This is a genomic window from Amycolatopsis sp. 195334CR (assembly GCF_017309385.1).
In the GTDB taxonomy this organism is placed as follows: Bacteria; Actinomycetota; Actinomycetes; order Mycobacteriales; family Pseudonocardiaceae; genus Amycolatopsis.
This window is the reverse complement of record NZ_JAFJMJ010000001.1, coordinates 4,036,296-4,056,885: the sequence shown is the minus strand read 5'-3', so window position 1 is coordinate 4,056,885 and position 20,590 is coordinate 4,036,296. Positions and strand designations below refer to the sequence as shown.

Below are 20,590 nucleotides of genomic sequence, written 5' to 3'. Positions count from 1 at the left end.
TGGGGCGGCTGGTTGGTTGAGGTCTGGGCTGGCTGGTGCCTGGATGGGGCCCGGCCACATTGAACTGGCGGGTCTTGGCTGGCCTTGCCCCCGGGAAGCTTGACTGGCTTTGCCTGGAAGGGCTCGGCTGGCTCGACGGGATTGACTTGAGCCGGGGGACGGGCGCCTTGAGCCTGAGGCGGGGCGCCAAGGGGCGGCGGGTCGCTCGGTCGGCGAAGCTTGACTGACTTGGTCGGAAACTGACTGGTTCGGGTTGAAAGTTGACTGGCTCAGGGGAGCTGGCTCGCCCGGGTGGAAGTTGACTGACTCGGGGTGAAACCGGCTCGCTCGGGTGGAAGGTGGCTGGCTCGGGGGTGAACCGGTTCGCCGGGTGGAAGGTGGCTGGCTTGAGGTAGAGCCCGTTTGGGATTTGCGGCCTGGGCAGAGGGAGTGGGCTTCGCGTGGTGGATGGGGCGCGCGACTTCGGGGGGCGACGGTTGTCGATTGTGGACTTGGTGGGGCTCGCCGCGGGGACGATCGGTGGGTAGCGAGTCTGCGCGGTGAGGCGAGGACTCTTGACCGAAGGCTCCGTGGAAACTCGGCGGGAGTGATTGTGTGCGAGTAAGTGCGATTTGTGTGCGTGAGTGCGGGACTTAGGTTCTCGGCGCTGGGGCTTGGTGTTCGGACGTGAGGCTCCGGGTCCGCTCGGCCGGGTGTGCGCCAGCGAGCGCAGCCAAGCAAGCGGGTGGGTATGCGCGCGGATGGATGAAGCCGTAGCCAAAAGCGACCGACTAGTACGTGGACGGCGTAAAAAGCAACCTCCGGGCAACTGGCGGCGGACACCAACCCCGCCCCCGCAAGAGAATGTTTCGGATTGCATGTTGCATATCCGCTACCCCATTGTTGGGATTACTCGACCGGGGCTGTTGCGATGGCCGCGCCCCCCACACGGCGGTATGCTCCCCCGCGTTCTCGCGCACGGGAACAGGGCATACCGGTGCATGGGGTTGAGGTGGTCTGGGTGACTTCAGGGAAGATCCTGCGGTTCGACGAAGTGCGGGGATACGGCTTCATCGCACCCGACGAGGGTGGCGAGGACGTATTCATGCACGCCAATGACCTCCGCGACGAAAAGCACCTCTTCCAACCCGGAATGACGGTCACCTTCGACGTCGAGGACGGGGGGCGCGGGCTCAAGGCCTCCAACGTCCACCTCGCCGATCGGGAGGCCGCGGCCGCCGCGGCGCGACACGGGGACCAGTCCGCCCGCGCCCCGCGCGTGGTCGAGGACGGACTGGCCGACCTCCTCTCGCAAACCGAGTTCCGCCAGGAGCTCACCGAAGCCATGCTGGAGACCGCGCCCACGCTCACCGGCTCGCAGATCGTGCTGCTCCGCCGCAAGATCGTGCAGCTCGCCCAGGCGCACAACTGGGTGGAACGCTAAACCCGCTGCAGGCCCTTCGTCCCGGCCTGCACCACGTAGCTGCGGTCCGTGGTGATCAACGCCTTCGCCGGGTCCAGCTCCAGCGCGCTCGACACCCGCATGAAGTCGGCGCGCATCTGCGCCGGGGTGGTGGTCACCCGCACGTAACCCCGCTCCCCCAGGCAGTACTTGACGTGCGGGTTGTGCGACAGCCAGGTCGAGCTCGGCGGTGACGAGCCCACGCTGTTGCTCGTCACCGAGGTGGTCACCAACTCCGACCCGACGATCGGGTCGCTGTGGTCGTAGTAGTCCTGCCGCAGGTCCGCTGCCCAGTGCCGGTGCACGTCGCCGGTCAGCACGATCGGGTTCGGCACCTTGCGGTCCACCCAACCCTTCGTGATCCGGTCGCGCGAGGCCGCGTAGCCGTTCCACGAATCGGGTGATTCGCAGGTGTCCTTCTTGCCGTCGCCGTCACGCTGCGCGAAGAAGACCTGCTGCCCCAGGAAGTCCCACGTCGCCGGGTGCGTCTCGAACGACTTCAGCAGCCACTGCTCCTGCGCGCTCCCGGTCAGCGTGCGGCTCGGGTCGCGCATCGTGGTGCAGCCCTGCGCGGTGGTCGCCTGCACACTCCGGTACTGCCGCGTGTCCATCAGGTGGAAGCGCGCCAGGTTCCCCCAAACGTACTGCCGGTACAGCTGGATCGACGCCCCGTTCGGCTTCGCCGTCGAGCGGATCGGCATGTTCTCGTAGAACGCCTGGAACGCCGCGGCCTTGCGCGCGGTGGCGGCGGGCGCGGTGCTGGAGTTCCAGTTGTTGACCACCTCGTGGTCGTCGAAGACCACCATCCACGGCGCCGCCGCGTGCGCGGCCTGCAGGTACTGGTCGGTCTTGTGCTGCGCGTGCCGCGCCCGGTAGTGGGCGAGCGTGGTGGTCTCCGCGGTCAGCGCCATCGCCCGCACCCGCGGCACGGCGGCGTTGGTCGACGGCTTCTCGTACATGTAGTCACCGAGGAAGAGCACCAGGTCCGGGTTGTCGGCGGCGATGCCGCGGTGCGCGTGGTACCAGCCCTCCTCCCAATGCTGGCACGACGCCATGCAGTACTTCAGCTGGTTGACCGCCGCCCCCGCGGCCGGTGCGGTCCGGGTCCGGCCCACCGGCGAGATGAAGCCCTCCGACTTGAACCGGTAGAAGTAGGCGCGCGCCGGGTCGAGGCCCTTCGGCTCGACGTGCACGCTGTGCCCCAGTGCGCGGCTCGTGGCCACGGTGCCCTTCTGCACGACCGAGCCGAACGCCTGGTCGGTGGCGATCTCCCAGTCCACGTTGTACGTCGCGTCCGGCATGCCGCCGTAACCGTCCTGGTTCAGCGGGGCCGGCGCGAGTCTCGTCCACAGCACCACGCTGTCCGGCAGCGGATCACCCGAGGCCACGCCCAGCTGGAACGGGTCGTGGATGGCCGGGGCGGCGATCCGGGTCCGGGTGCTCGCCCACGAGGGCACCGACGCGGCGGTGGCGAACGACCCGGCGGCCGCGAGCCCGCCGAGCAGCACCAGCCGCCGATTCACCTGGGTCATGGCAGAGTCCTCCTGCGGTAGGGAGTTCGGGGAGAGAGAAAAGCGGGCCTCAGGCAGCGAAGTCGGTGATGCCGTTGCTGCAGGCCTCGAGCACGGGGCTGGTGGCGGAGTAGTTCGCGACGCAGACCTTGTAGTGGACCCAGCCACCGGACGGAACGTTCACCACCTTGTCGACCTGGGTGCCGTTGCCACCGGAGTTCCAGACGTAGAGGGGGCCGACGCCGCCCTTGAGCCAGTACGCGACGACCGCCGACTTGCCGTCGGCGTCGCGGTCCCAGACCGAGAAGCGCGCGTCCGACGAGCGGAAGAGGCCTTCGGCCGCGCACACGCCGGTGGAGCACTCGGCGCTGCCGCTGCCGACCCCGCAGTCCGGCGTGACCCGGCCGTCCGAGCCGGTTTTGACGTAGGTGTCGGAGATGTAGCCACCCAGCGCGGGGATGTAGTCCCACAGGGTGGAAGTGCCGAGCGGGCCGGTGACCGACTGCCCGGTGGTCTGGCAGTCGATGCTCACCGAGGCGCCGTTGGCCACGGTCCGGACCACGCTGGCGGCGGTGGTGGGGGCCCGGCGGACGTTCAGCGGATCACCCGCGGTCTGCACCGTTCCGGTCGCGGCCGCCTGCGCCGGAACCATGCTGACCAGCGACAACGCCGCGGTGGCGAGGAGCACGGCCGCCGTTCTCGCGGCCGATCTGCGGATCGAGGAGTGCTTCATCGGCCCAGCGTGCGAGGGTGTTGTACACGATTCGTACAAACCGTGCGCGCGCTACTCCGCACGCCGGTGCAAATACCCACAAATGGCACTAGTCAACAGATCACAGACCCCCATACGATCCGGTTTGTTCTACTCCAGGCGGGCGGTGCTGTGACTGCGATCTCGTTTCGCGTACTGGGGCCGCTCGAGGTCACGGTGTCCGGCCGGGTGCTGCCGTTGGGCGGGCCCAAGCCGCGATTGCTGCTGGCCACGCTGCTGCTGCAGCCGAACGTGGCGGTCTCCGCGGACGCGCTGATCGACGTGCTCTGGCCGGAGAAGGCCCCGCGCTCGGCGGCCGCGAACATCCGCACCTACGTGCACGCGTTGCGACGGCGCCTCGCCGAGGGGTCACCCGACGTCGCGGAACGCATCCAGAGCCGGTCCGCCGGGTACATCCTCACCGCCGACGAGAGCGAGCTCGACGCGACGAGGTTCCAGGAGCTGGCCGCCCGGGCCCAGAAGCTGCCACCCGAGCAGGCGCTGGAGCTGCTGACCGAGGCCGACGCCCTGTGGCGCGGCGAGGTGCTGGAGGACCTGCCGCACAGCCACACCTGGGGATCCACCGTGGCCAGGCTCGACGAGCTGCGGCTGTCCACCCAGGAGCAGCGGCTCAAGACCCGCGTCGAGCTGGGCCAGCACACCGACGCCATCGTCGAACTGCGTGGGCTGCTCGCCGACCACCCGCTGCGCGAGGAGCTGTGGGAACAGCTGATCATCGCGCTCGACGCCGACGGCCGCAACGCCGAGGCGTTCCAGGCCTACGCCCAGGTCGAGCAGGTGCTGCTGGACGAGCTCGACACCGAACCCGGGCCCCGGCTGCAGGGCCTGCACACCCGGCTGCTCACGGCGAACCGCCCCGGCGGCGCGAGACCCCGGCCCGCGGTGCCGAGTCCGTTCCCGATCTGCCAGCTGCCGCTGGACCTGCCCGACTTCACCGGGCGCACCGAGGTGATCGACGACCTGGTCAGGCTGCTCCGGCAACAGCGGGCCAGCGGCGCCCCGACCGTGGTCGTGCTCTCGGGTGCGCCGGGGGTCGGCAAGTCGAGCATCGCGGTGCGCGTGGCCCACGAGGTCCGCGCCGAATTCCCCGACGGGCAGCTGCACCTGGACCTCGGCGGCACCTCACCGTCGCCACGGGCGCCGATGGACGTGCTGCCGGAGATCCTGCGGGCGCTGGGCGTGCCGGACTCGGCGATGCCGCGCACGCTGGCGGAACGCTCGGCACTGCTGCGGTCGCGGTTGTCCCGGCGGCGGATGTGCCTGGTGCTCGACGACGCGGGCGGGGCCGCGCAGATCCGGCCCCTGCTGCCGGGTGCGGGGGCGTGCGCGGTGCTGGTCACCAGCCGCGTCCGGCTGCCCGACCTCGAGGGCGCGCGGCCCGTCGACATCGACGTGCTGCCCGACGAGGACGCGTTGCGCCTGCTCGCCGGCATCATCGGCCGCGAACGCGTGCTGGCCGAGCCGGACAGCGCCGCCGCGATCCTCAAGGCGTGCGGCTACCTGCCGCTGGCCATCCGGATCGTCGGCGCGAAGCTGACCCACCGGCCGTCGTGGACCCTGCGCATGCTCGCCGACCGGCTGCGCAACGAACGCCGCAGGCTGGACGAGCTGCGCGTGGGCGACCTCGCCGTGCACGCGAGCGTGACCCTGAGCTACGACATGCTGCCGCGGGGCGCGGCGCAGGCGTTCCGCGGGCTCGGCCTGCTCGGCCCGGTGCTGTTCCCGAGCTGGGCGGTGGCCGCCGTGCTCGACCGCGAAGAGGCCGACGAGGTGCTCGACGTGCTGGTCGACGCGCACCTGGTGGAGCTGGTCAGCTCCGACGCCAACGGCCAGCCGCACTACCGGCTGCACGACCTGCTCCGGGTCTACGCGGCCAGGCAGGGCGAGATCGACGACAGCGAGGCGGACCGGCGCGGGGTGATCCGCCGGGTGCTCGAGGGCTACCTCGCGCTGGCGACCAGCGCGGTCGCGCTGATGCCGCTGCACGTGTTCGGGCTGTACGCGGTCGACGGGCCGGAGGGCTGGCGCGTGCCGGACGCCGAAGCGGTGCTCGGCGACCCGCTCGCCTGGTTCGACGCCGAGCGCCGGACCGGGGTGGCGGCGGTGGCGCTGGCCGCCGAGTGGGGACTGGACGACCTGGCCTGGCGGCTGACCGCGGCCTTCACCCCGTACCTGGACATACGCGGGCACCAGGCCGACTGGCAGCACACGCACGCCATCGCGCTGGCCGCCGCCCGCCGCACCGGCGACCTGCGCGGGCAGGCCATCGTGCACCGCAACCTCGGGCAGATCCACCTGTACCAGGACAGCTACCGCGACGCGGTGGCCGGCTTCGAGGAGTCGCACCGGCTCTTCCGGCAGGTCCCCGACGACCGCGGCGCGGCCATCGCGCTGGCCGGGCTGGGCAGCGCGCTGCGCATCAGCGGGCACCGCGAGCAGGCGCTCGACCGCAGCGTCGACGCGCTGCGCCTGTTCCGGCGCGCCGGCGACCCGCACGGCGAGGCGGTGGCGAAGATCGCCATCGGCGCGTGCTGGCTGGTGGTCGACGCCTTCGACGAGGCCGAGCGCTGGTTCGGCGAGGCCTACGACCTGTCCGCGTTGATCGGCGACCGGCACCGCGAGGCACACGCGCTCAAGCGCATCGCCATGCTGCACCAGCGTCGTGGCAACCTCACCGAGGCCCGCGAGCAGGTGAACCGGGCGATCGCCATCTTCGAGGAACTCGGCGACGACCACTGCGTCGGCTACGCGAACCAGAACCTCGGCGAGCTCTGCCTGGAAAGCGGCGACCTGGCCTACGCGCAACTGCTGCTGGTGAACTCGTTCAGCGTGCACCGCCGCAACGGCGACCGGCGGTCCGAGGCCGAGGTCACCGATCTGCTCGGCCGCCTGCACCAGGCGCTCGGCCAGCCGGAGCGCTCCCGCGGGTACTACGAGCGCTCGCTGTCGATCTGGCGGGAGCTGTCCGCCGAAAACGAGGCCGCCGCCGTCGCCGAGCGGATGAACGGGCTGCCCGGCGGGGCGTCGCTGCCCGCGCGGCGCAAGCGCAGGCACATCGCCTCGGCCTGATTTTTCTTTGTATCGATCGTGTACACCACTTCCCCAGACTTCGGCTGACCGAATTCCCCACCTGGTGGAAGGGAGGCCGGCATGGTCCGGACCTCGAAGATCGGCGGCCGCAGACGCGGGGCGCGAGCCGCGGTGGCGCTGGCCGCCCCGATCGCGCTGCTGCTTTCGGCGGCCCCGGTGAACGCGGCCCCGCTCGCCGCCGACCAGTGGACCGTCCCACTGTCCTCTGTGGACGACAACGATCTGAACGTGCGGTACGGCGGCGGCGCGCTCGCGCTGGCCGACCCCGCCTGGAAGCGCACGCCGGACCAGCCGATCAGCGAGGGGTACCTGGTCGTCGGGGAGCGCGCGCTGAGCAAGCCCGCCAATCGCATCACCGCCGAACTGGCGGCGAACGTGCCCGCCGGTGCCGCGGTCGACGTGGACGTGCGCGGCCACCTCGGCGGCGAGAACTGGACCGAGTGGACCCCCGCCGCGGCCGAACCGGCCGTGCTCAGCGACGCGGTGACCACCGTCCAGGTCCGCATCGGCCTCTACACCAAGGATTCCGCCGCGGCGCCGTCGGTTTCGAGCGTGAAGCTCACCGCGGACGAGGGCCCGCAGGCCCGCGCGGAGGCGGCCGCGGCCCGCACCTACAAGGTCTACGCCACCCGTGAGGGCCTGGTCGGCGGCACCACGGCCAACGGGCACGTGATCAAGTCGCGCGACCACTTCGTCGCGCTGCCGTCCCGCCGGGGACTGGCGCCGAAGAACACCGGCGACTACACCGTGCGCGTGTGCAAGACCGACAACAGCCGCTGCGAGTACGCGCCGGTGTGGGACGTCGGCCCGTGGAACACCAAGGACGACTACTGGAACCCGTCGGCGACGCGCCAGATGTGGAAGGACCTCCCGCAGGGCAAGCCCGAAGCGCAGGCCGCCTACCAGGACAACTACAACGGCGGCAAGGACGAGTTCGGCCGCAAGGTGGGCAACCCGGCAGGCATCGACCTCGCCGACGGCACCTTCTGGGACGGCCTCAAGCTCACCGACAACTCGTGGGTCAACGTCTCGTACCTGTGGACCGGCTCCGGCCCGAGCGGCACGGTGAACACCGCGGGCGATCCGATGAACGTGCGCGCCAGCGCCAGCACCACGGCCGCGATCAAGGGCCTCGCGGCGAACAAGGCCAAGGTGCTCATCGAGTGCTACGTCGAGGGCGAGACGGTCACCGGGACCTACGGCACCAGCAACATCTGGAACCGCATCGGCACCGGTCACTACATCTCCGACACCTACGTCTACACCGGCTCCGACAACCCCGTCGCGCCGAAGTGCGCCTGAGCTGAAGCCGTGAGTGCGCGGGACGCCCGCGCACTCACGGCTGTTTTCAGTGCGTCGGCCGCTCGGCGGGACCGTCCGCGGTGGTCGCCGGTTCCGGCGTCTTCGGCCAGACCGCGGCGCACCGGGCCCCGAAGCCCGGCGTCTTCAACGACACCAGGTACTTCTCCACCTGCTCGCGGACGCAGGTGCTGCGGTTGTACTGCCCGTGCCCGATGCCCTCGTACTCCAGCAGCGCGGCGTTCCGCAGCTGCCGCGCCACCTCGTAGTTCCACGCCCGCGGAGTGGCCACGTCGTACTTCGCCTTGGTGATCAGGATCTTCGGCGCGTCGCGCACCTCGAGGCGGTGCTGCGGGTTGCGCACCTCCGACGGCCAGCCGAGGCAGCTGGTCACGTCGCTCCAGAACGGTGAGATGCGCGTGTGGGGCGCGGCCCGGTTCGCGCGTTCGGCGTACCGGCGCAGCTCGTCGACCCCGCTGACCTCCCACTTCCAGTCCTGGCACCAGATCGCCTGGTACGAGTTCTGCCCGGTCTCGGCCTTCGGCTCACCGGCCGGGGCGGGCGCGGCGGTGCCGTCGGCGAGTTCGGCCAGCCTGGTGGCGAGCGGGAACCACTGCTTCTCCGGCGAGTACATGCCGTTCATCAGTTCACCGCGCAACGCCTCGGCGGTCACCGGCAGCTGCCCGGCCTCTGCCTTCGCGTGGACCTCGGTCCACACCTTGCGCACGCTGCGGCCCTTCAGCGCGCAGCCCTCGGTCCTGGCGCACCAGTCGGCGAAGGCGAGGAACGAGCCTTCGAGGTCGGAACTGGCGGTCTCGATGTACTTCGAGCCCGAGGTGATGCTGTGGTCCATAGTGGAATCGATGGTCATCGCGCGCACGCGGCCGCCGAACAGCTCGGCGTACTGCTGGCCGACCTGCGTGCCGTAGGAAGCGCCGTAGAAGCTGAGCTTCTCCTCGCCGAGCGCGGCGCGGATGGCGTCGATGTCGCGGACCACGCTCTCGGTGTCGACGTGGTCGAAGATCGCGCCGGTCAGCTCGCGGCAGTCCTCACCGAGGCGGCGGTTGTAGTCGAGCAGTTGCTGGTACTCCGCCTCGGTTTCCGGGAATTCGGCCGGGCGCTGGTCGAGCAGCGCCTGCGTGCACCGGACCTCGCTGCTGCGCTTGACCCCGCGCTGGTCGAAGGTGACGATGTCGAACCGGTCGCGCAGCACGCTGTCCTCGGGAATGCCGGGGTTCAGCGTGTAGCGGTCGATGCCGGACGAGCCGGGCCCGCCCGGCGCGACGAACAGCACGCCGATGCGCTTGGCCTGGTCGCGGGCGGGCAGCCGGCCGATGGCCAGCTGGAAACTGCCGTCCGCCGGATCCGCCCAGTCGATCGGCACCTCGATGGTGGCGCACTCGCCGGTCAGCGCACCGGTGCAGGTCTCCCATTCGACCGGCTGCGCCGCACCGGCCACGCCCGCCACCGGCAGGAGCGACAACACGGCCGCGAGCACGCCGAACTTGACTGAACTACGCAAAGTTCCTCCCAGACGGCGCGTTCCGTGCGCGCCGTGAACGTCTGGGGGAACCCTATCGTTGCCTCACCTGGTCGCATCAAGCGGCAAACGCAGCCGCAGTCCCGAATCCGGACCGGATCCCGTTGCCAGCGCGGAGATTTCCGCGGCGGTCAGCGATCGGCCGTACAACCGGATCTCGTCGAGCGAGCCCTGCAACCGGTACTGCCCGTCCAGCCGCTGGCCCAGGTGGATCGCGAACGGCCGTCCCGGGCTCACCGAACCGGTCAGTCCCGACGCCGAACCCGCGAGTTTTCCGTCCACGTACAGCGAAGCCGTGCCGCCGGAGCGGGTCAGCGCGAAGTGGTGCCACTTCTGGTCGTTGAGCGCGCCGGGCGCGTCCACGGTGATGCTCCCGGTCGGGCCGTTCTCCAGGTGCGCGCGGAGGCGGTTGCTGCCGGGTTCCGCTCGCAACCAGACCTGGGAGAAGCCCTCGCCCTGGTTGTACGCCCACAGCAGGGACTGGCTCGCCGTCGAAGCGCCGTAGTTGAACCAGCCGGACCAGGTGAAGTCGCCGCCACCGGTGGCCAGCGCTTCGGCGAACGGCAGTTGAACGTAGTCGTCCTTGCCGTCCAAGGTGAGCGCCTTGCCGAGGCGGCCGGTGCCGAAGGCGGGGCCGCCGCGCAGGTAGGCGTGGTTGGCGCCGGCGGCGTCGGGGGTCACCGGCAGGCCCGCCGTGCTGCCGTCGGGCAGGCCGAGCGAGGCCTCCGACAGCACCGCCCAGCGGATGGAGGCGTTGGCGTTCATCTCGGGTCCGGCTTCGAACAGCAGGCCGGTGTTGCGTCCGTCGAGCTGGACCATGTCGGAGTAGGCCGCGTCCTGCCCCCACACCAGCACGCCCGGTGTCTGCCAGTTCGCGCCCTCGTCGTAGGAGGAACGGACCCGCAGCTCCTTGCGTCGGTCGCATGTGGACGGTGCGGCGAAGAGGACGCGGTTGTAGAGCGAACCGTCGTCGGTCGCGCGCAACCGCTGGGTCGAGCCCTGCACCGGCGGGGTGATGAGGTCGGGCTCGAAGGCGAACTTCTTCGAGAAGCTGCCGCCGCCGTCGAAGCTGATCGCGAACGCGCGGTTGTCCTTGCCCTGGTTGGCGCACCGGTCGCCGGAGCTGTTCCAGTCGTTGCGCGCGGCGGCGTAGACCCGCCCGTCGGCCAGCTCGATCGGGCTGATCTCCTGCGGTTTCAGCCCGGCGGCCGGCGTGTCCACCGCCCCTCGCTTCCACGTGGCGCCCTGGTCGTCGCTGTAGATCAGGGCGCCGGAATGCGCGGAACCGATGGAGTAGTTCAGCCCGGCGACCAGCCGGCCCTCGTGCTCCCCCCGGGCGAGCACGATGCCGTGCGAAGGTCCCGTCGCCAGCCACGGCGGCGGTGCGCTGAACCCCAGTTCCTGGGTGATCTCACGCGGAACGGACCAGTTGTGCCCGTTGTCGTCGCTGATCGACACCCGCGGCTTGCGGCCGCAGTCGGGTGCCTTGACGCATTCGTAGGTGGACAGCAGCACGATCCGGCCGGTGCCCGGGACCGCGATCGGCACCGGGTTGCCCTTGGTGTCACCGAAACCCTCGATGACCACCTTCAGCGGGCCCCACGACTTGCCGCCGTCGGTGGAGCGCTTGTAGACCAGATCGATGTCCCCGGCGTCGGCGCAGAACTTCGCGCCGCCGTTGCGGCCTTCGGCGAACGCGAGCAGGTCGCCGTTGCCCGCCCGCACCACCGCCGGGATCCGGAAGCAGTCGTAACCCTCGGACCGCTCCTGGTAGACCGGGGTGCTGGCGACCTCGGCGACCGCCGAAGCCGTGTTCGCCGGGGTGGCCACCAGCGACCCCATGATCAACGCCGGCAACAGGGTCAGCTCGGTGAGCAGACCCGGCCGGTTCTTCTTCGCCCCCAGTGGCTTCATGACCGACTCATGCCCCGCAGTGCTCGAACGGGCTCTCGTAGGACGTACCCCCGGCCGAACCGCCCCACTTCACGCACTTCGCCGGTGCGGACGCGGAGACCGGTCCGGCGTAGTACTCGAAGCTGCCGCTGTCGGTCTTGCGCGCTTCACCCTCGACCTCGAGGAACGCCGAGGTGGCGCTGGCGGTGCCGACGCTGGTCTTCTTGATCGTGGTGACGCAGTTCGAGGAGCCGTTGTAGAGCAGGTAGGCGGTGCCCGCGGTACCGAGTTCCTGCTGGTCGATGACGTTGTAGCCGGAGCCGCAGACCTCGGCGGGCTCGTACGGGTTCGGGTTGCCGCCGCCGCTGCAGGTGTTCTTCGAGGTCAGCGTCTGGTTCGGGTAACCGAAGACGACGCCGTTGAAGTAGGCCTTCTTGATGTTCGACGGGTAGGTGGTGTCCGTGGTGCGGACCTCGTAGTGCAGGTGGGGGCTGATGTTGTTGCCCGGCTTGCTGGTGTTGCCCAGGGTGCCGATCTTCTGGCCCTGCGCCACCTGCGCGCCGACGCTGACCGAGCGGGACTGCAGGTGCGCGTAGTAGGTGGACCAGCCGCCGCCGTGGTCGATCTTGATCAGGTTGCCGTAGCCGTTGGCGGAGCCCTGGTGCGCGGAGGTGACCACCTTGCCCGCGGCGGCGGCCACGATGGTGTCGCCGAGGTCGGCGCCGGGGGTGCTGCCGCGGTTGAAGTCGATTTCGTAGGCGCGGTGGGCGCTGGAGTTGTCGTTGTCGCCGTTCCAGGCCTGGTTGCACGGGAAGGGCAGCTGGAAGTTCGGCTGCGGCCCGGCGGCCGCGGCGGGGGAGGCGGTGGCGACCACGCCGGCCAGTCCCATCAGCAGTCCGAAACCGGCGGCGAGCACGCGTCTGGCTCTCATCGAGGGTCCCTTCTCCTCGCACCGGGTGCGCCCCGGCGCCACGAGAAGCATCGATAACCCGCGCATAAATTGCGTACAAGCGACTGACCAGGGAAAATGCCGCGCCCAAGGTTCCTCTAAGCCCGGCTGGCTACCTTCGGCTCGCCGGGAAGGAGGGCGTGCGGTGAGCACGAAGGGGTTGTCCGGGGCGCCGCGGCGGGTGATCTTCGGCCCGGTGCGCGACGGCGGCCGGGTGGACGTGGTGGCCAGGCGGATCAGCCGGGCGATCGGCCTCGGCCTGATCACGGACGGCGAGCAGCTGCCGAGCGAGTCGGTGCTGGCGGAGTCGTTGAAGGTATCGACGGTGACCTTGCGCGAGGCGTTGTCGTCGTTGCGTGATCAAGGGTTGCTGGAGACGCGGCGCGGACGTGGTGGCGGGAGCTTCGTGCGGACGCCGCTGGAGCCGTCGGCCGCGCGGGTGCGCGACCTGCTGGGTGGGTTGTGCCCGCACGAGCTGCGGGAGATCGGCGACCACCACACCGCGGTCTCGGGCACGGCGGCGAAGCTGGCCGCCGAACGCGCCGGGGCCGAGCAGTGCTCCGGACTCGGCACGCTGGTCGGACACCTGGCGCGGGCGAAAACCATCGGCGAGCGGCGACGGGCCGATGCGCGGTTCCACGTCGGCATCGCGGCGGCGGCGCAGTCCCAGCGGCTGACGCGGGACGAGATCACGCTGCAGGGCGAGGTCGGGGAGCTGCTGTGGCTGCCCGCGTGCGGGGAGAGCCCGGACCTCGGGTCGGCGGTGGAGCAGCACAGCGGCATCCTGATCGCCATCGAAGGCGGGCACGGGGAACTGGCCCGGTCCCGGGCGGAGGCACACGTGGAGCGGGGCATCACCCGCCTCATCGAGCTCCGGCGCCGGCTCAGCTAGCTGCTCCTCGCCTGGTCGACCAGCGGCCGCGTTTCAACCAACCTCGCCCGGGCGCACGCCAGCCTCGCCCCGAGCGCCCGTCTCGGTAAGCCTTACCCGAGCGCACGTCTCGGCGAGTCTCGCCCCGAGCGCGCGCCTCGGGCATGTCTGCGGGGCGGCAGGCCGAAGCGCGCGGGCTAGCGCGGCAGCCGACGCCAGATCGCGCGCGGCAGGTGCCGCATCACGAAGAAGACCGGCCTCAGCACCCCCGGCACCCACACCTCGCCGCGGCCCTTGCGCAGTGCCTTGACCGTGGCGTCCGCGACCTGGTCCGGCGTGCTGGAGAACGGCGCCGGGTCCATGCCCTCGGTCATCCGGCCGACCACAAAGCCGGGCCGCACCAGGAGCAGCCGGACGCCGCTGCCGGTCAGGGCGTCGGCCAGGCCGCTGGCGAAGCCGTCGAGGCCGGCCTTGGCCGAGCCGTACACGTAGTTCGCGCGCCGCACCCGCACGCCGGCGACCGAGGAGAACACCACCAGGCTGCCCCCGCGTTGCGCGCGCAGGAGGTTCGCCAGCTCGGTCAGCACCGAGACGTGGGCGACGTAGTCGGTGTGCACCACCGACAGCGCGTGCTCGGCCTGTGCCTCCGCCCGGCGCTGGTCCCCGAGGATGCCGAACGCGGTGACCACCACGCCCAGCTCACCGTGCCGCTCCACGATGCCGTCGAGCACCTCGCGGTGCCGGGCCACGTCGTCGGCGTCGAACTCGACGCGGTCGACCGTGGTCGCGCCCGCCGCCCGCAGCACGGCCTCCTGCTCGTCGAGGTCCCCGCTGCGCCGCGCGGCCAGCACCACCGTGCGCGCCCCGTCCGCGACCAGGCGTTCGGCCACCGCGATCCCGATCTCACTGCGGCCCCCGAGGACCACCACCGTTCCGCTCACGCCGAGCAGTCTGCCCGCCGTCCCCACGAATCCGGCCACGGCCCCCGCCACCACGGCCACCTGGCAGGCGAGACCGCCGCCGAACGTCGAATATTCCGTCGAGCAGAACGTGGAGAGGGTGGAAATGCGCACTTATGTGCTGGTGCCCGGGTCCGGCGGCAACGGCACGATCTGGGCCTCGGTGCAGCGCGAACTGGCGTTGCGCGGGCAGCGGTCGTACGCGGTGGACCTGCCGGGGCACGGATCGGACGCGCGGTATTCGCGGGCCTACCAGGCACCGCAGGACCTGATGGCGTGGGCGGCCGAGCCGTCGAGCATGACCGGCGTCGAACTCGCCGAGAACGTGGCGCACGTGGTGGAGATCGTGCGCCGGGTCGCCGAGCACGGCCCGGTGGTGCTCGTCGGCGTGAGCCTCGGCGGGGTGACCATCAGCGGCGTCGCCGACCAGGTGCCCGAGCTGCTCGAGCGGATCGTGTACCTCTCGGCGTGGATCTGCACCAGCCTGCCGAGCCCGGTCGCCTACCTCGCGGAGCCGGAAGCCGCGCGCAGCCTGGTCGGCGGCCTGGGCGGGTTCGCCGTCGGCGCGCCCGAGGGCGTGGGCCGCGCGAACTACCGCACCTCGGACCCGGACCTGCTCGACGCGCTCAAGGCCGCGACCATGGCCGAAGCCACCGACGAGCAGTTCCTGGCCGCGGTCAACCACCTCGAACCGGACGAGTCGCTCGCGGTGATGACCGCCGACGCACGCGTGCACCCGGACCGCTGGGGCCGGGTGCCGCGCACCTACATCCGGCTGCTCGCCGACCGCTCACTGCCGGTCGAGTTGCAGGACCGCCTCATCGCCGAGGCGGACGCGGCCACCCCGGACAACCCGTTCACCGTGCACGACCTCGACACCAGCCACATGGGCTTCGTCCTGCGCGCCGGCGAGGTGGCCGACCTGCTCCTATGAGGTCTCCGGGCGCGGCGGCCCCTGCTGGTCGGCGAGGAACTGCTCGAACGCCGAGCCCAGCTCGTCCGCGGTCGGCATGTGCTCGACGGTCTCGGCCAGCAGGCTGTCCTTCTCGGCCTCCGCGTCGGCGAAGGTGTCGTACTGCCGCTCCAGCGCGCGCACCACGTCGGCCACCTCCTCCGACTCCTCGACCTGGCGGTCGATCTCGGCGTCGGTGGAGCGGGCCGACTCGCGCATGGAGTCGGCGGGCAGGGCCAGGCCCGTGGCGTCGGCGACGGCTTCGAGCAGGGTGAGCCCGGCCGCGGCGTAGGAGGCCTGCGCGAGGTAGTGCGGCACGTGCGCGGCGAAGCCCATCGCGTCGTGACCGTGTTCACCGAGGCGCAGCTCCAGCAGCCCGGCGATGCTGCCGGGCACCTTGAGCCGGTCCGACAGCGGCTGGTACCCGCCGACCAGCTCCGGCCGGGTCGCGTGCGCGGTCAGCCCGAGCGGCCGGGTGTGCGGCACGCCCATCGGGATGCCGTGGAACCCGACTGTGAGCCGGACGCTCCAGCGCTGCACCAGGCGGCGCACGGCGGCCGCGAACAGCTCCCACTCGCGGTCCGGTTCCGGCCCGGTGAGCAACAGGAACGGCGTGCCGTCGTGGTCGTGCAGCAGGTTCACCACCAGCTCGGGCGCCCGGTATTCCGCCCAGTGGTCGGTGACGTAGATCATCGGCGGGCGGCGCGCGCGGTAGTCGATCAGGCGGTCCACGTCGAACCGCGCGACCACCCGGTGCGCGAACTCGGCCAGCAGCTGCTCGGCCACCAGCCCACCGGCGGATCCGGCGTCGACGAACCCGTCGAAGTGGTGCAGGAGCACGGCCCCGGCCAGGTCCGGGACATCGGAGTCCACCTCGTACAGCTCATCCGGGTCCAACGCCACTACCGCCTCCTGCACTCGTCTGCCGCCCGTTCCGGCTACAACGCCCAACGGCGGCGAGTTCATCCCACCCGGGCTCCAACCGCACCCGGTGGCGCCAAGCCTGCCAGGTCGCCCGCACCCCCCGAACCGACCCCTACGCGGGTCGCGGCCCTCGGCTAGGGGGTTGTCCGCGCCGATCACGCCTGCCACGTTGAAGCCGAGGCCGGCGACCGGCCGTTCCGGTCACAGTATCCCCCCAGTCCACCGAATTCGCGGGCGGAGAAACCACCGATGTCCCTGACTGCAACCACCACGGAAACCGCTGCCGCCGACCACCGCCTGCCGGCCGTGCGCCTGGCGAAACTGCTGGACGAGGACTCGATCACCCCGTTGCAGGAAGCGGACGACAGCGGGGTGTTCTCGGTGCGCGGGCGCATCGACGGGGCCACCGTGATCGTCTACTGCACCGACGCCACCAGGATGGGCGGCTCGCTCGGCGCGGCTGGTTCGGACCACATCATCGCCGCGATCGAGACCGCGGTGCGCGAGCGGCGGCCGGTGCTCGGGCTGTGGCACTCCGGTGGCGCGAAGCTGGCCGACGGCGTCGAGTCGATGGACGGGGTCGGGCGCATGTTCGCCGCGATGACCAGGGCCTCGGGCAAGGTGCCGCAGCTGTCCGTGGTGCTCGGGCCCGCCGCGGGCGCCGCCGCCTACGGTCCCGCGCTGACCGACGTGATCGTGATGGCCGAAACCGGACGCGTGTTCGTCACCGGCCCGGACGTGGTCCGCAGCGTGACCGGCGAGCAGATCGACATGGCCGGGCTCGGCGGCACGGAGGCACACGGGAAGCGGTCCGGCGTGGTGCACGTGACCGTGGAAACCGAGGAGGACGCCTACGCGCGCGCCCGCCAGCTCACCGGCTTCTTCACCAAGCCCGGGCTGTTCGACCTGGCCAAGGTTCAGGAGGAACGCGACCTCGCCGCCTTCCTGCCGGAGTCCCCGCGGCGGGCCTACCCGGTGCACCCGCTGGTCCGCGGCCTGCTCGACGACCACGACTTCGTCGAGTTGCAGGCGAAGTGGGCGCCGAACGTGGTGATCGGGTTCGGGCGCCTCGGCGGGCGGTCGGTCGGGGTCATCGCGAACAACCCGCTGCGCAAGGGCGGCTGCCTCGATTCGCTGTCCGCGGAGAAGGCTTCACGTTTCGTGCGGCTGTGCGACGCGCTAGGGATTCCCCTAATCGTGCTCGTCGACGTGCCGGGCTATCTGCCGGGCGTCGGGCAGGAGTGGGACGGCGTGGTGCGCCGCGGCGCGAAGCTGCTGCACGCCTTCGCCGAGGCCGTCGTCCCGCGGGTCACGCTCATCACGCGCAAGTCCTACGGCGGCGCTTACATCGCGATGAACTCGCGCTCTCTCGGGGCCACGGCGGTGTTCGCCTGGCCCGATGCCGAGGTCGCGGTGATGGGCGCGGAGGCGGCGGTGGGCATCCTGCACCGCAAGAAGCTGGCCGCCGCGCCCGAGCACGAACGGGAGGAGCTGCGGGCCTCGCTGGTCGCCGAACAACAGCGGATCGCCGGGGGCGTGGGGCGGGCGATGGCGATCGGGGTGGTGGACGAAGTCATCGATCCGTCGAATACTCGTGCCAGGCTCGTCCGGGCACTGGCCGCCGCGCCCGCCGGACGGGGACACCACGGGAACATCCCGCTCTAGCAGCGACTGAAGGGACGGAGCATGACCGCGAGTACCGCCGAGGACTGGGTACGCCGGTTCCACCCCGCGCCCGCCGCCCCGCACCGGCTGCTCTGCCTGCCGCACGCGGGCGGCTCGGCCAGCTACTTCTTCCCGGTCTCGCGCTCGCTCTCGCCGGGCATCGAGGTGCTCGCGGTGCAGTACCCGGGCAGGCAAGACCGGCGCGCGGAACCGCTGATCGACTCGATCGAGGTGCTCGCCGACCAGGTGACCGAAGCGATCGACGGGTACACCGACAAGCCGCTGGCCATCTTCGGCCACAGCATGGGGGCCACCCTCGGCTTCGAGGTGGCCAGGCGGCTGGAGAAGCGCGGTGTCGTGCCGGCCGGGCTGTTCGCCTCCGGCCGCCGCGCGCCGTCGCGGCACCGGGACGAGAAGTTCCACGAGGGCACGGACGACGAACTGCTCGCCAACGTGCGCAGCCTGGCCGGGACCGAGCAGGCCCTGCTCGGCGACGACGAGATCGTGCGGATGGTGCTGCCCTCGATCCGCGCCGACTACCGCGCCGCCGAGACCTACCGCTACGCGGAAGGCCCGGACCTGAGCTGCCCGATCACCGCCATGGTCGGCGACGACGACCCGAAGGCCACGGTGGACGAGGCGCGCTCGTGGGCGGACCACACCAGCGGCGCGTTCGAGCTGAAGGTGTTCCCCGGCGGGCACTTCTTCCTCAACGAGCACAACGCGGCCCTCCTGGACATCATCGCCGCGCACCTGCGCTCACCCAGCCGGCTCTGACCGGCCGTTGGACGAGTTGCCGGGCTGGCTGCCCGGCTGGTGCCTGGAGCACCTCGGCGGCGAGCCCGCCGAGGTGCTGTTCCGGCGGGAAAGCACCTCGGTGGTGTTCGGGCTCCGGTTGACCGACGGCACGGAAGTCGTGGTCAAGTCACGTCCGGAAGACGGCCGCGCCGAGTCCTGCGTCACGGCGCAGGCCCGGCTGGCCGAGCGCGGGTTCCCGTGCGCACTGCCGCTCACGCCCGTGGTGGGCGTCGGCTCGCTGGCCGTGCACGCCGAGGAGTTCCGTCCCGGCGGCGAGATGTTGCGCGGGGAGTCGACGGAAATCGCCGCGCGGTATGCCGAGGTGTTCGCCCGGCTGATGGACGAGCTCGCCACCGTGACCGTCGAGCCACCTTTGCCGAATCCGCGGTGGTCGCGGTGGGACCACACCGATCCCGGTCTCTGGCCGTCGCTCGATTTCCTCGATGCGCTGGATCAGAGCCGCGTACCCGCGTACGTCACCGAAACCGCGGTCCGCGTGCGCAAGCGGCTGCTGGCCGCGGATCTGCCGTGCGTGCTGGGCCACGCGGACTTCGAAGCGCACAACCTCGGGTGGCACGGCGTCGAGGTGTGGGCGGTCCACGACTGGGACAGCCTGGCGTGGCAACCGGAAGCGGCGTTGGCGGGAGCGGCGAGCGGCGCGTTCATGAGCGGCGGGCCACCGCTGCTGGCGCCGATCGAGGGTTCCGAGGTGTTCCTGGCGGCGTACCAGGACTTCCGCGGGCGCGCGTTCGCGGTGGCGGAACTGGAGGTCGCGTGGGCGGCCAGCCTGTGGGCGGCCGCGCACAACGCGCGGTGGGAGGCGCTGCACGGCACCGCGCCGTTGTCGCTCGACACCCTGCGCGCACAGGCTTCCGAACGCCTCCGCCGCGCGAACGCCGTGCTGTAGCTGCGGTTTAGGGCAGCTTTGGGTGAGCGTTCAACCATGGGGGCATGAACGATGTCGAGGAGCTCAAGCAGTTCGCCCTCGTGCACGCCAGGACGCAGGGCGTTCCGCCCGAGCTGACCGATGCGGTGCTCGGCCGGATCACCACCGACAACGGGGGCGACCCCGGTTCGTGGACGGGTGAGTGGTCCAGGGTCGCCGAGGAGTTCGAGGCTCGGCAGCAACTCGTCGACGCGAGCCGCCTCTACACCATGGCGCGCTTCCCCTTCGTCGACGGGCCGGCGCGGCAGTACGCGCTCGACAAGGCCGTCGACACCTTCGCCAGGTCGGGTTCCGGCCTGGAACCGTTCCAAGTGGACACTCCAGCCGGGGTGATCCGCTGCTGGCGCGGTGGTACCGGCCCGCTCGTGCTGGTTTCCGGCGGGATCGTCAGCATCAAGGAGCAGTGGGCCGGCCTGCTGGGCCAGCTGATCGGCGCCGGGCTCTCCGGGGTGGTCACCGAACTTCCCCAGGCGGGTGGGAATTCGCTGCCGTACGACGCGGAGAGCTGGCGGATGATCCCCGCGATCCTCGACGCGCTCGGCGCCGATTCCGCGTACGCGATGATGATGAGCTTCAGCGGCCACCTCGCGTTGCGCGCCGCGTCGCAGGACCGGCGGATCAAGGGCGTGCTCACCGTCGGCGCGCCGGTGAGCGGCTTCTTCACCGACGCCGCCTGGCAGCAGGGGCTACCGCGGGTCACCGTCGACACGATCGTGCATCTGACCGGTGAGAAACCCGGTGGGCTCGCTGACTGGGCGTTGCGCCCCGGCGAACTCCGCGCGATCGACGTCCCGGTCGCCTACGTGGCCAGCAAGCGCGACGAAATCATTCCCCCGCAGGACATCGAGCTGCTCGCCGCGAACGTGCGGCAGTTCAGCCTGCTGGAGCACGACGACGTGCACGGCTCCCCCGCCCACACCGCGCGGACGGGGGCGTGGCTCACCCAGTCCCTCCAGGCGATGACCGCCAAATGACCGAAA

The 20,590-nt window shown here is 71.1% G+C and carries 16 protein-coding genes; 9 read left to right on the top strand and 7 right to left on the bottom strand.

Annotated elements, in window-relative coordinates:
* Nucleotides 1-1,000 precede the first annotated feature (1,000 nt).
* Nucleotides 1,001-1,423 carry a cold-shock protein gene (locus JYK18_RS19635; RefSeq protein ID WP_206803413.1) on the top strand — a complete coding sequence of 141 codons (423 nt, stop codon included), beginning with the start codon at nucleotides 1,001-1,003 and terminating at the stop codon, nucleotides 1,421-1,423.
* Here the strand turns inward: JYK18_RS19635 and JYK18_RS19630 are convergent.
* Both JYK18_RS19630 and JYK18_RS19625 read right to left on the bottom strand, forming a co-directional pair.
* The gene (locus tag JYK18_RS19630) at nucleotides 1,420-2,973 is read right to left on the bottom strand and encodes an alkaline phosphatase (RefSeq protein WP_206803412.1); all 1,554 of its coding nucleotides are present in this window, start codon (nucleotides 2,971-2,973) and stop codon (nucleotides 1,420-1,422) included. The two genes, JYK18_RS19635 and JYK18_RS19630, sit on opposite strands and share 4 nt — an antisense overlap.
* Nucleotides 2,974-3,022: 49 nt before the next feature.
* Nucleotides 3,023-3,685 (bottom strand): hypothetical protein, encoded by a 663-nt coding sequence (locus JYK18_RS19625; RefSeq protein ID WP_206803411.1) that lies wholly within the window; start codon nucleotides 3,683-3,685, stop codon nucleotides 3,023-3,025.
* A 150-nt stretch (nucleotides 3,686-3,835) separates the two neighbouring features.
* Between JYK18_RS19625 and JYK18_RS19620 the strand changes: the two genes are divergently transcribed.
* Both JYK18_RS19620 and JYK18_RS19615 read left to right on the top strand, forming a co-directional pair.
* Nucleotides 3,836-6,793 carry a BTAD domain-containing putative transcriptional regulator gene (locus JYK18_RS19620; RefSeq protein ID WP_307795956.1) on the top strand — a complete coding sequence of 986 codons (2,958 nt, stop codon included), beginning with the start codon at nucleotides 3,836-3,838 and terminating at the stop codon, nucleotides 6,791-6,793.
* Nucleotides 6,794-6,874: 81 nt separating this feature from the next.
* The gene (locus tag JYK18_RS19615; protein ID WP_206803410.1) at nucleotides 6,875-8,116 is read left to right on the top strand and encodes a hypothetical protein; all 1,242 of its coding nucleotides are present in this window, start codon (nucleotides 6,875-6,877) and stop codon (nucleotides 8,114-8,116) included.
* A 46-nt stretch (nucleotides 8,117-8,162) separates the two neighbouring features.
* Here the strand turns inward: JYK18_RS19615 and JYK18_RS19610 are convergent, their stop codons facing one another.
* From JYK18_RS19610 to JYK18_RS19600, 3 genes are all read right to left on the bottom strand, one after another.
* Complete coding sequence (locus tag JYK18_RS19610; RefSeq protein ID WP_206803409.1) at nucleotides 8,163-9,635, bottom strand: alpha/beta hydrolase; 1,473 nt, start codon at nucleotides 9,633-9,635, stop codon at nucleotides 8,163-8,165.
* A gap of 63 nt (nucleotides 9,636-9,698) precedes the next feature.
* Nucleotides 9,699-11,567: a sialidase family protein gene (locus JYK18_RS19605; RefSeq protein ID WP_206803408.1), complete on the bottom strand. Its 1,869-nt coding sequence runs from the start codon at nucleotides 11,565-11,567 to the stop codon at nucleotides 9,699-9,701.
* 7 nt (nucleotides 11,568-11,574) lie between these two features.
* Entirely contained in the window at nucleotides 11,575-12,477 is a 903-nt protein-coding gene (locus JYK18_RS19600; RefSeq protein WP_206803407.1) for a M23 family metallopeptidase, read from the bottom strand.
* Between the two features lie 163 nt (nucleotides 12,478-12,640).
* Here JYK18_RS19600 and JYK18_RS19595 point away from each other — a divergent pair, with 163 nt between their 5' ends.
* Nucleotides 12,641-13,387, top strand: a complete 747-nt coding sequence (locus JYK18_RS19595) for a FadR/GntR family transcriptional regulator (RefSeq protein WP_206803406.1) — start codon at nucleotides 12,641-12,643, stop codon at nucleotides 13,385-13,387.
* 176 nt (nucleotides 13,388-13,563) lie between these two features.
* Here JYK18_RS19595 and JYK18_RS19590 read toward each other — a convergent pair whose 3' ends face one another.
* Nucleotides 13,564-14,307, bottom strand: a complete 744-nt coding sequence (locus JYK18_RS19590) for an SDR family NAD(P)-dependent oxidoreductase (protein ID WP_206804347.1) — start codon at nucleotides 14,305-14,307, stop codon at nucleotides 13,564-13,566.
* A gap of 124 nt (nucleotides 14,308-14,431) precedes the next feature.
* On the opposite strand from JYK18_RS19590, the gene JYK18_RS19585 reads away from it, so the two are divergent.
* Complete coding sequence (locus tag JYK18_RS19585; protein ID WP_206803405.1) at nucleotides 14,432-15,259, top strand: alpha/beta hydrolase; 828 nt, start codon at nucleotides 14,432-14,434, stop codon at nucleotides 15,257-15,259.
* On the opposite strand, the gene JYK18_RS19580 is transcribed toward JYK18_RS19585, so the two are convergent.
* On the bottom strand, nucleotides 15,254-16,180 hold the full coding sequence (locus tag JYK18_RS19580; protein ID WP_206803404.1) for a proteasome assembly chaperone family protein: 927 nt from the start codon (nucleotides 16,178-16,180) through the stop codon (nucleotides 15,254-15,256). The two genes, JYK18_RS19585 and JYK18_RS19580, sit on opposite strands and share 6 nt — an antisense overlap.
* Nucleotides 16,181-16,450: 270 nt before the next feature.
* Between JYK18_RS19580 and JYK18_RS19575 the strand changes: the two genes are divergently transcribed.
* Genes JYK18_RS19575 through JYK18_RS19560 form a run of 4 tightly spaced genes read left to right on the top strand, consistent with a single transcriptional unit; the run spans nucleotide 16,451 to nucleotide 20,584 of the window.
* Nucleotides 16,451-17,866 carry an acyl-CoA carboxylase subunit beta gene (locus tag JYK18_RS19575; RefSeq protein ID WP_206803403.1) on the top strand — a complete coding sequence of 472 codons (1,416 nt, stop codon included), beginning with the start codon at nucleotides 16,451-16,453 and terminating at the stop codon, nucleotides 17,864-17,866.
* A 21-nt stretch (nucleotides 17,867-17,887) separates the two neighbouring features.
* A complete protein-coding gene (locus tag JYK18_RS19570; protein ID WP_206803402.1) occupies nucleotides 17,888-18,643 on the top strand; it encodes a thioesterase II family protein in 756 nt (251 codons plus the stop codon).
* Nucleotides 18,644-18,650: 7 nt separating this feature from the next.
* Nucleotides 18,651-19,571, top strand: a complete 921-nt coding sequence (locus tag JYK18_RS19565) for a phosphotransferase (RefSeq protein ID WP_242579281.1) — start codon at nucleotides 18,651-18,653, stop codon at nucleotides 19,569-19,571.
* Nucleotides 19,572-19,615: 44 nt separating this feature from the next.
* Nucleotides 19,616-20,584 carry a hypothetical protein gene (locus JYK18_RS19560; protein ID WP_206803401.1) on the top strand — a complete coding sequence of 323 codons (969 nt, stop codon included), beginning with the start codon at nucleotides 19,616-19,618 and terminating at the stop codon, nucleotides 20,582-20,584.
* Nucleotides 20,585-20,590: the final 6 nt, after the last annotated feature.

Bases quoted from the DNA above. Each gene is read 5' to 3' on its own strand.
- JYK18_RS19615 (WP_206803410.1), top strand. From the start codon at position 6,875: ATGGTCCGGACCTCGAAGATCGGCGGCCGCAGACGCGGGGCGCGAGCC.
- JYK18_RS19560 (WP_206803401.1), top strand. From the start codon at position 19,616: ATGAACGATGTCGAGGAGCTCAAGCAGTTCGCCCTCGTGCACGCCAGG.
- JYK18_RS19605 (WP_206803408.1), bottom strand. From the start codon at position 11,567: ATGAAGCCACTGGGGGCGAAGAAGAACCGGCCGGGTCTGCTCACCGAG.
- JYK18_RS19575 (WP_206803403.1), top strand. From the start codon at position 16,451: ATGTCCCTGACTGCAACCACCACGGAAACCGCTGCCGCCGACCACCGC.
- JYK18_RS19630 (WP_206803412.1), bottom strand. From the start codon at position 2,973: ATGACCCAGGTGAATCGGCGGCTGGTGCTGCTCGGCGGGCTCGCGGCC.
- JYK18_RS19570 (WP_206803402.1), top strand. From the start codon at position 17,888: ATGACCGCGAGTACCGCCGAGGACTGGGTACGCCGGTTCCACCCCGCG.
- JYK18_RS19585 (WP_206803405.1), top strand. From the start codon at position 14,432: ATGCGCACTTATGTGCTGGTGCCCGGGTCCGGCGGCAACGGCACGATC.
- JYK18_RS19625 (WP_206803411.1), bottom strand. From the start codon at position 3,685: ATGAAGCACTCCTCGATCCGCAGATCGGCCGCGAGAACGGCGGCCGTG.
- JYK18_RS19600 (WP_206803407.1), bottom strand. From the start codon at position 12,477: ATGAGAGCCAGACGCGTGCTCGCCGCCGGTTTCGGACTGCTGATGGGA.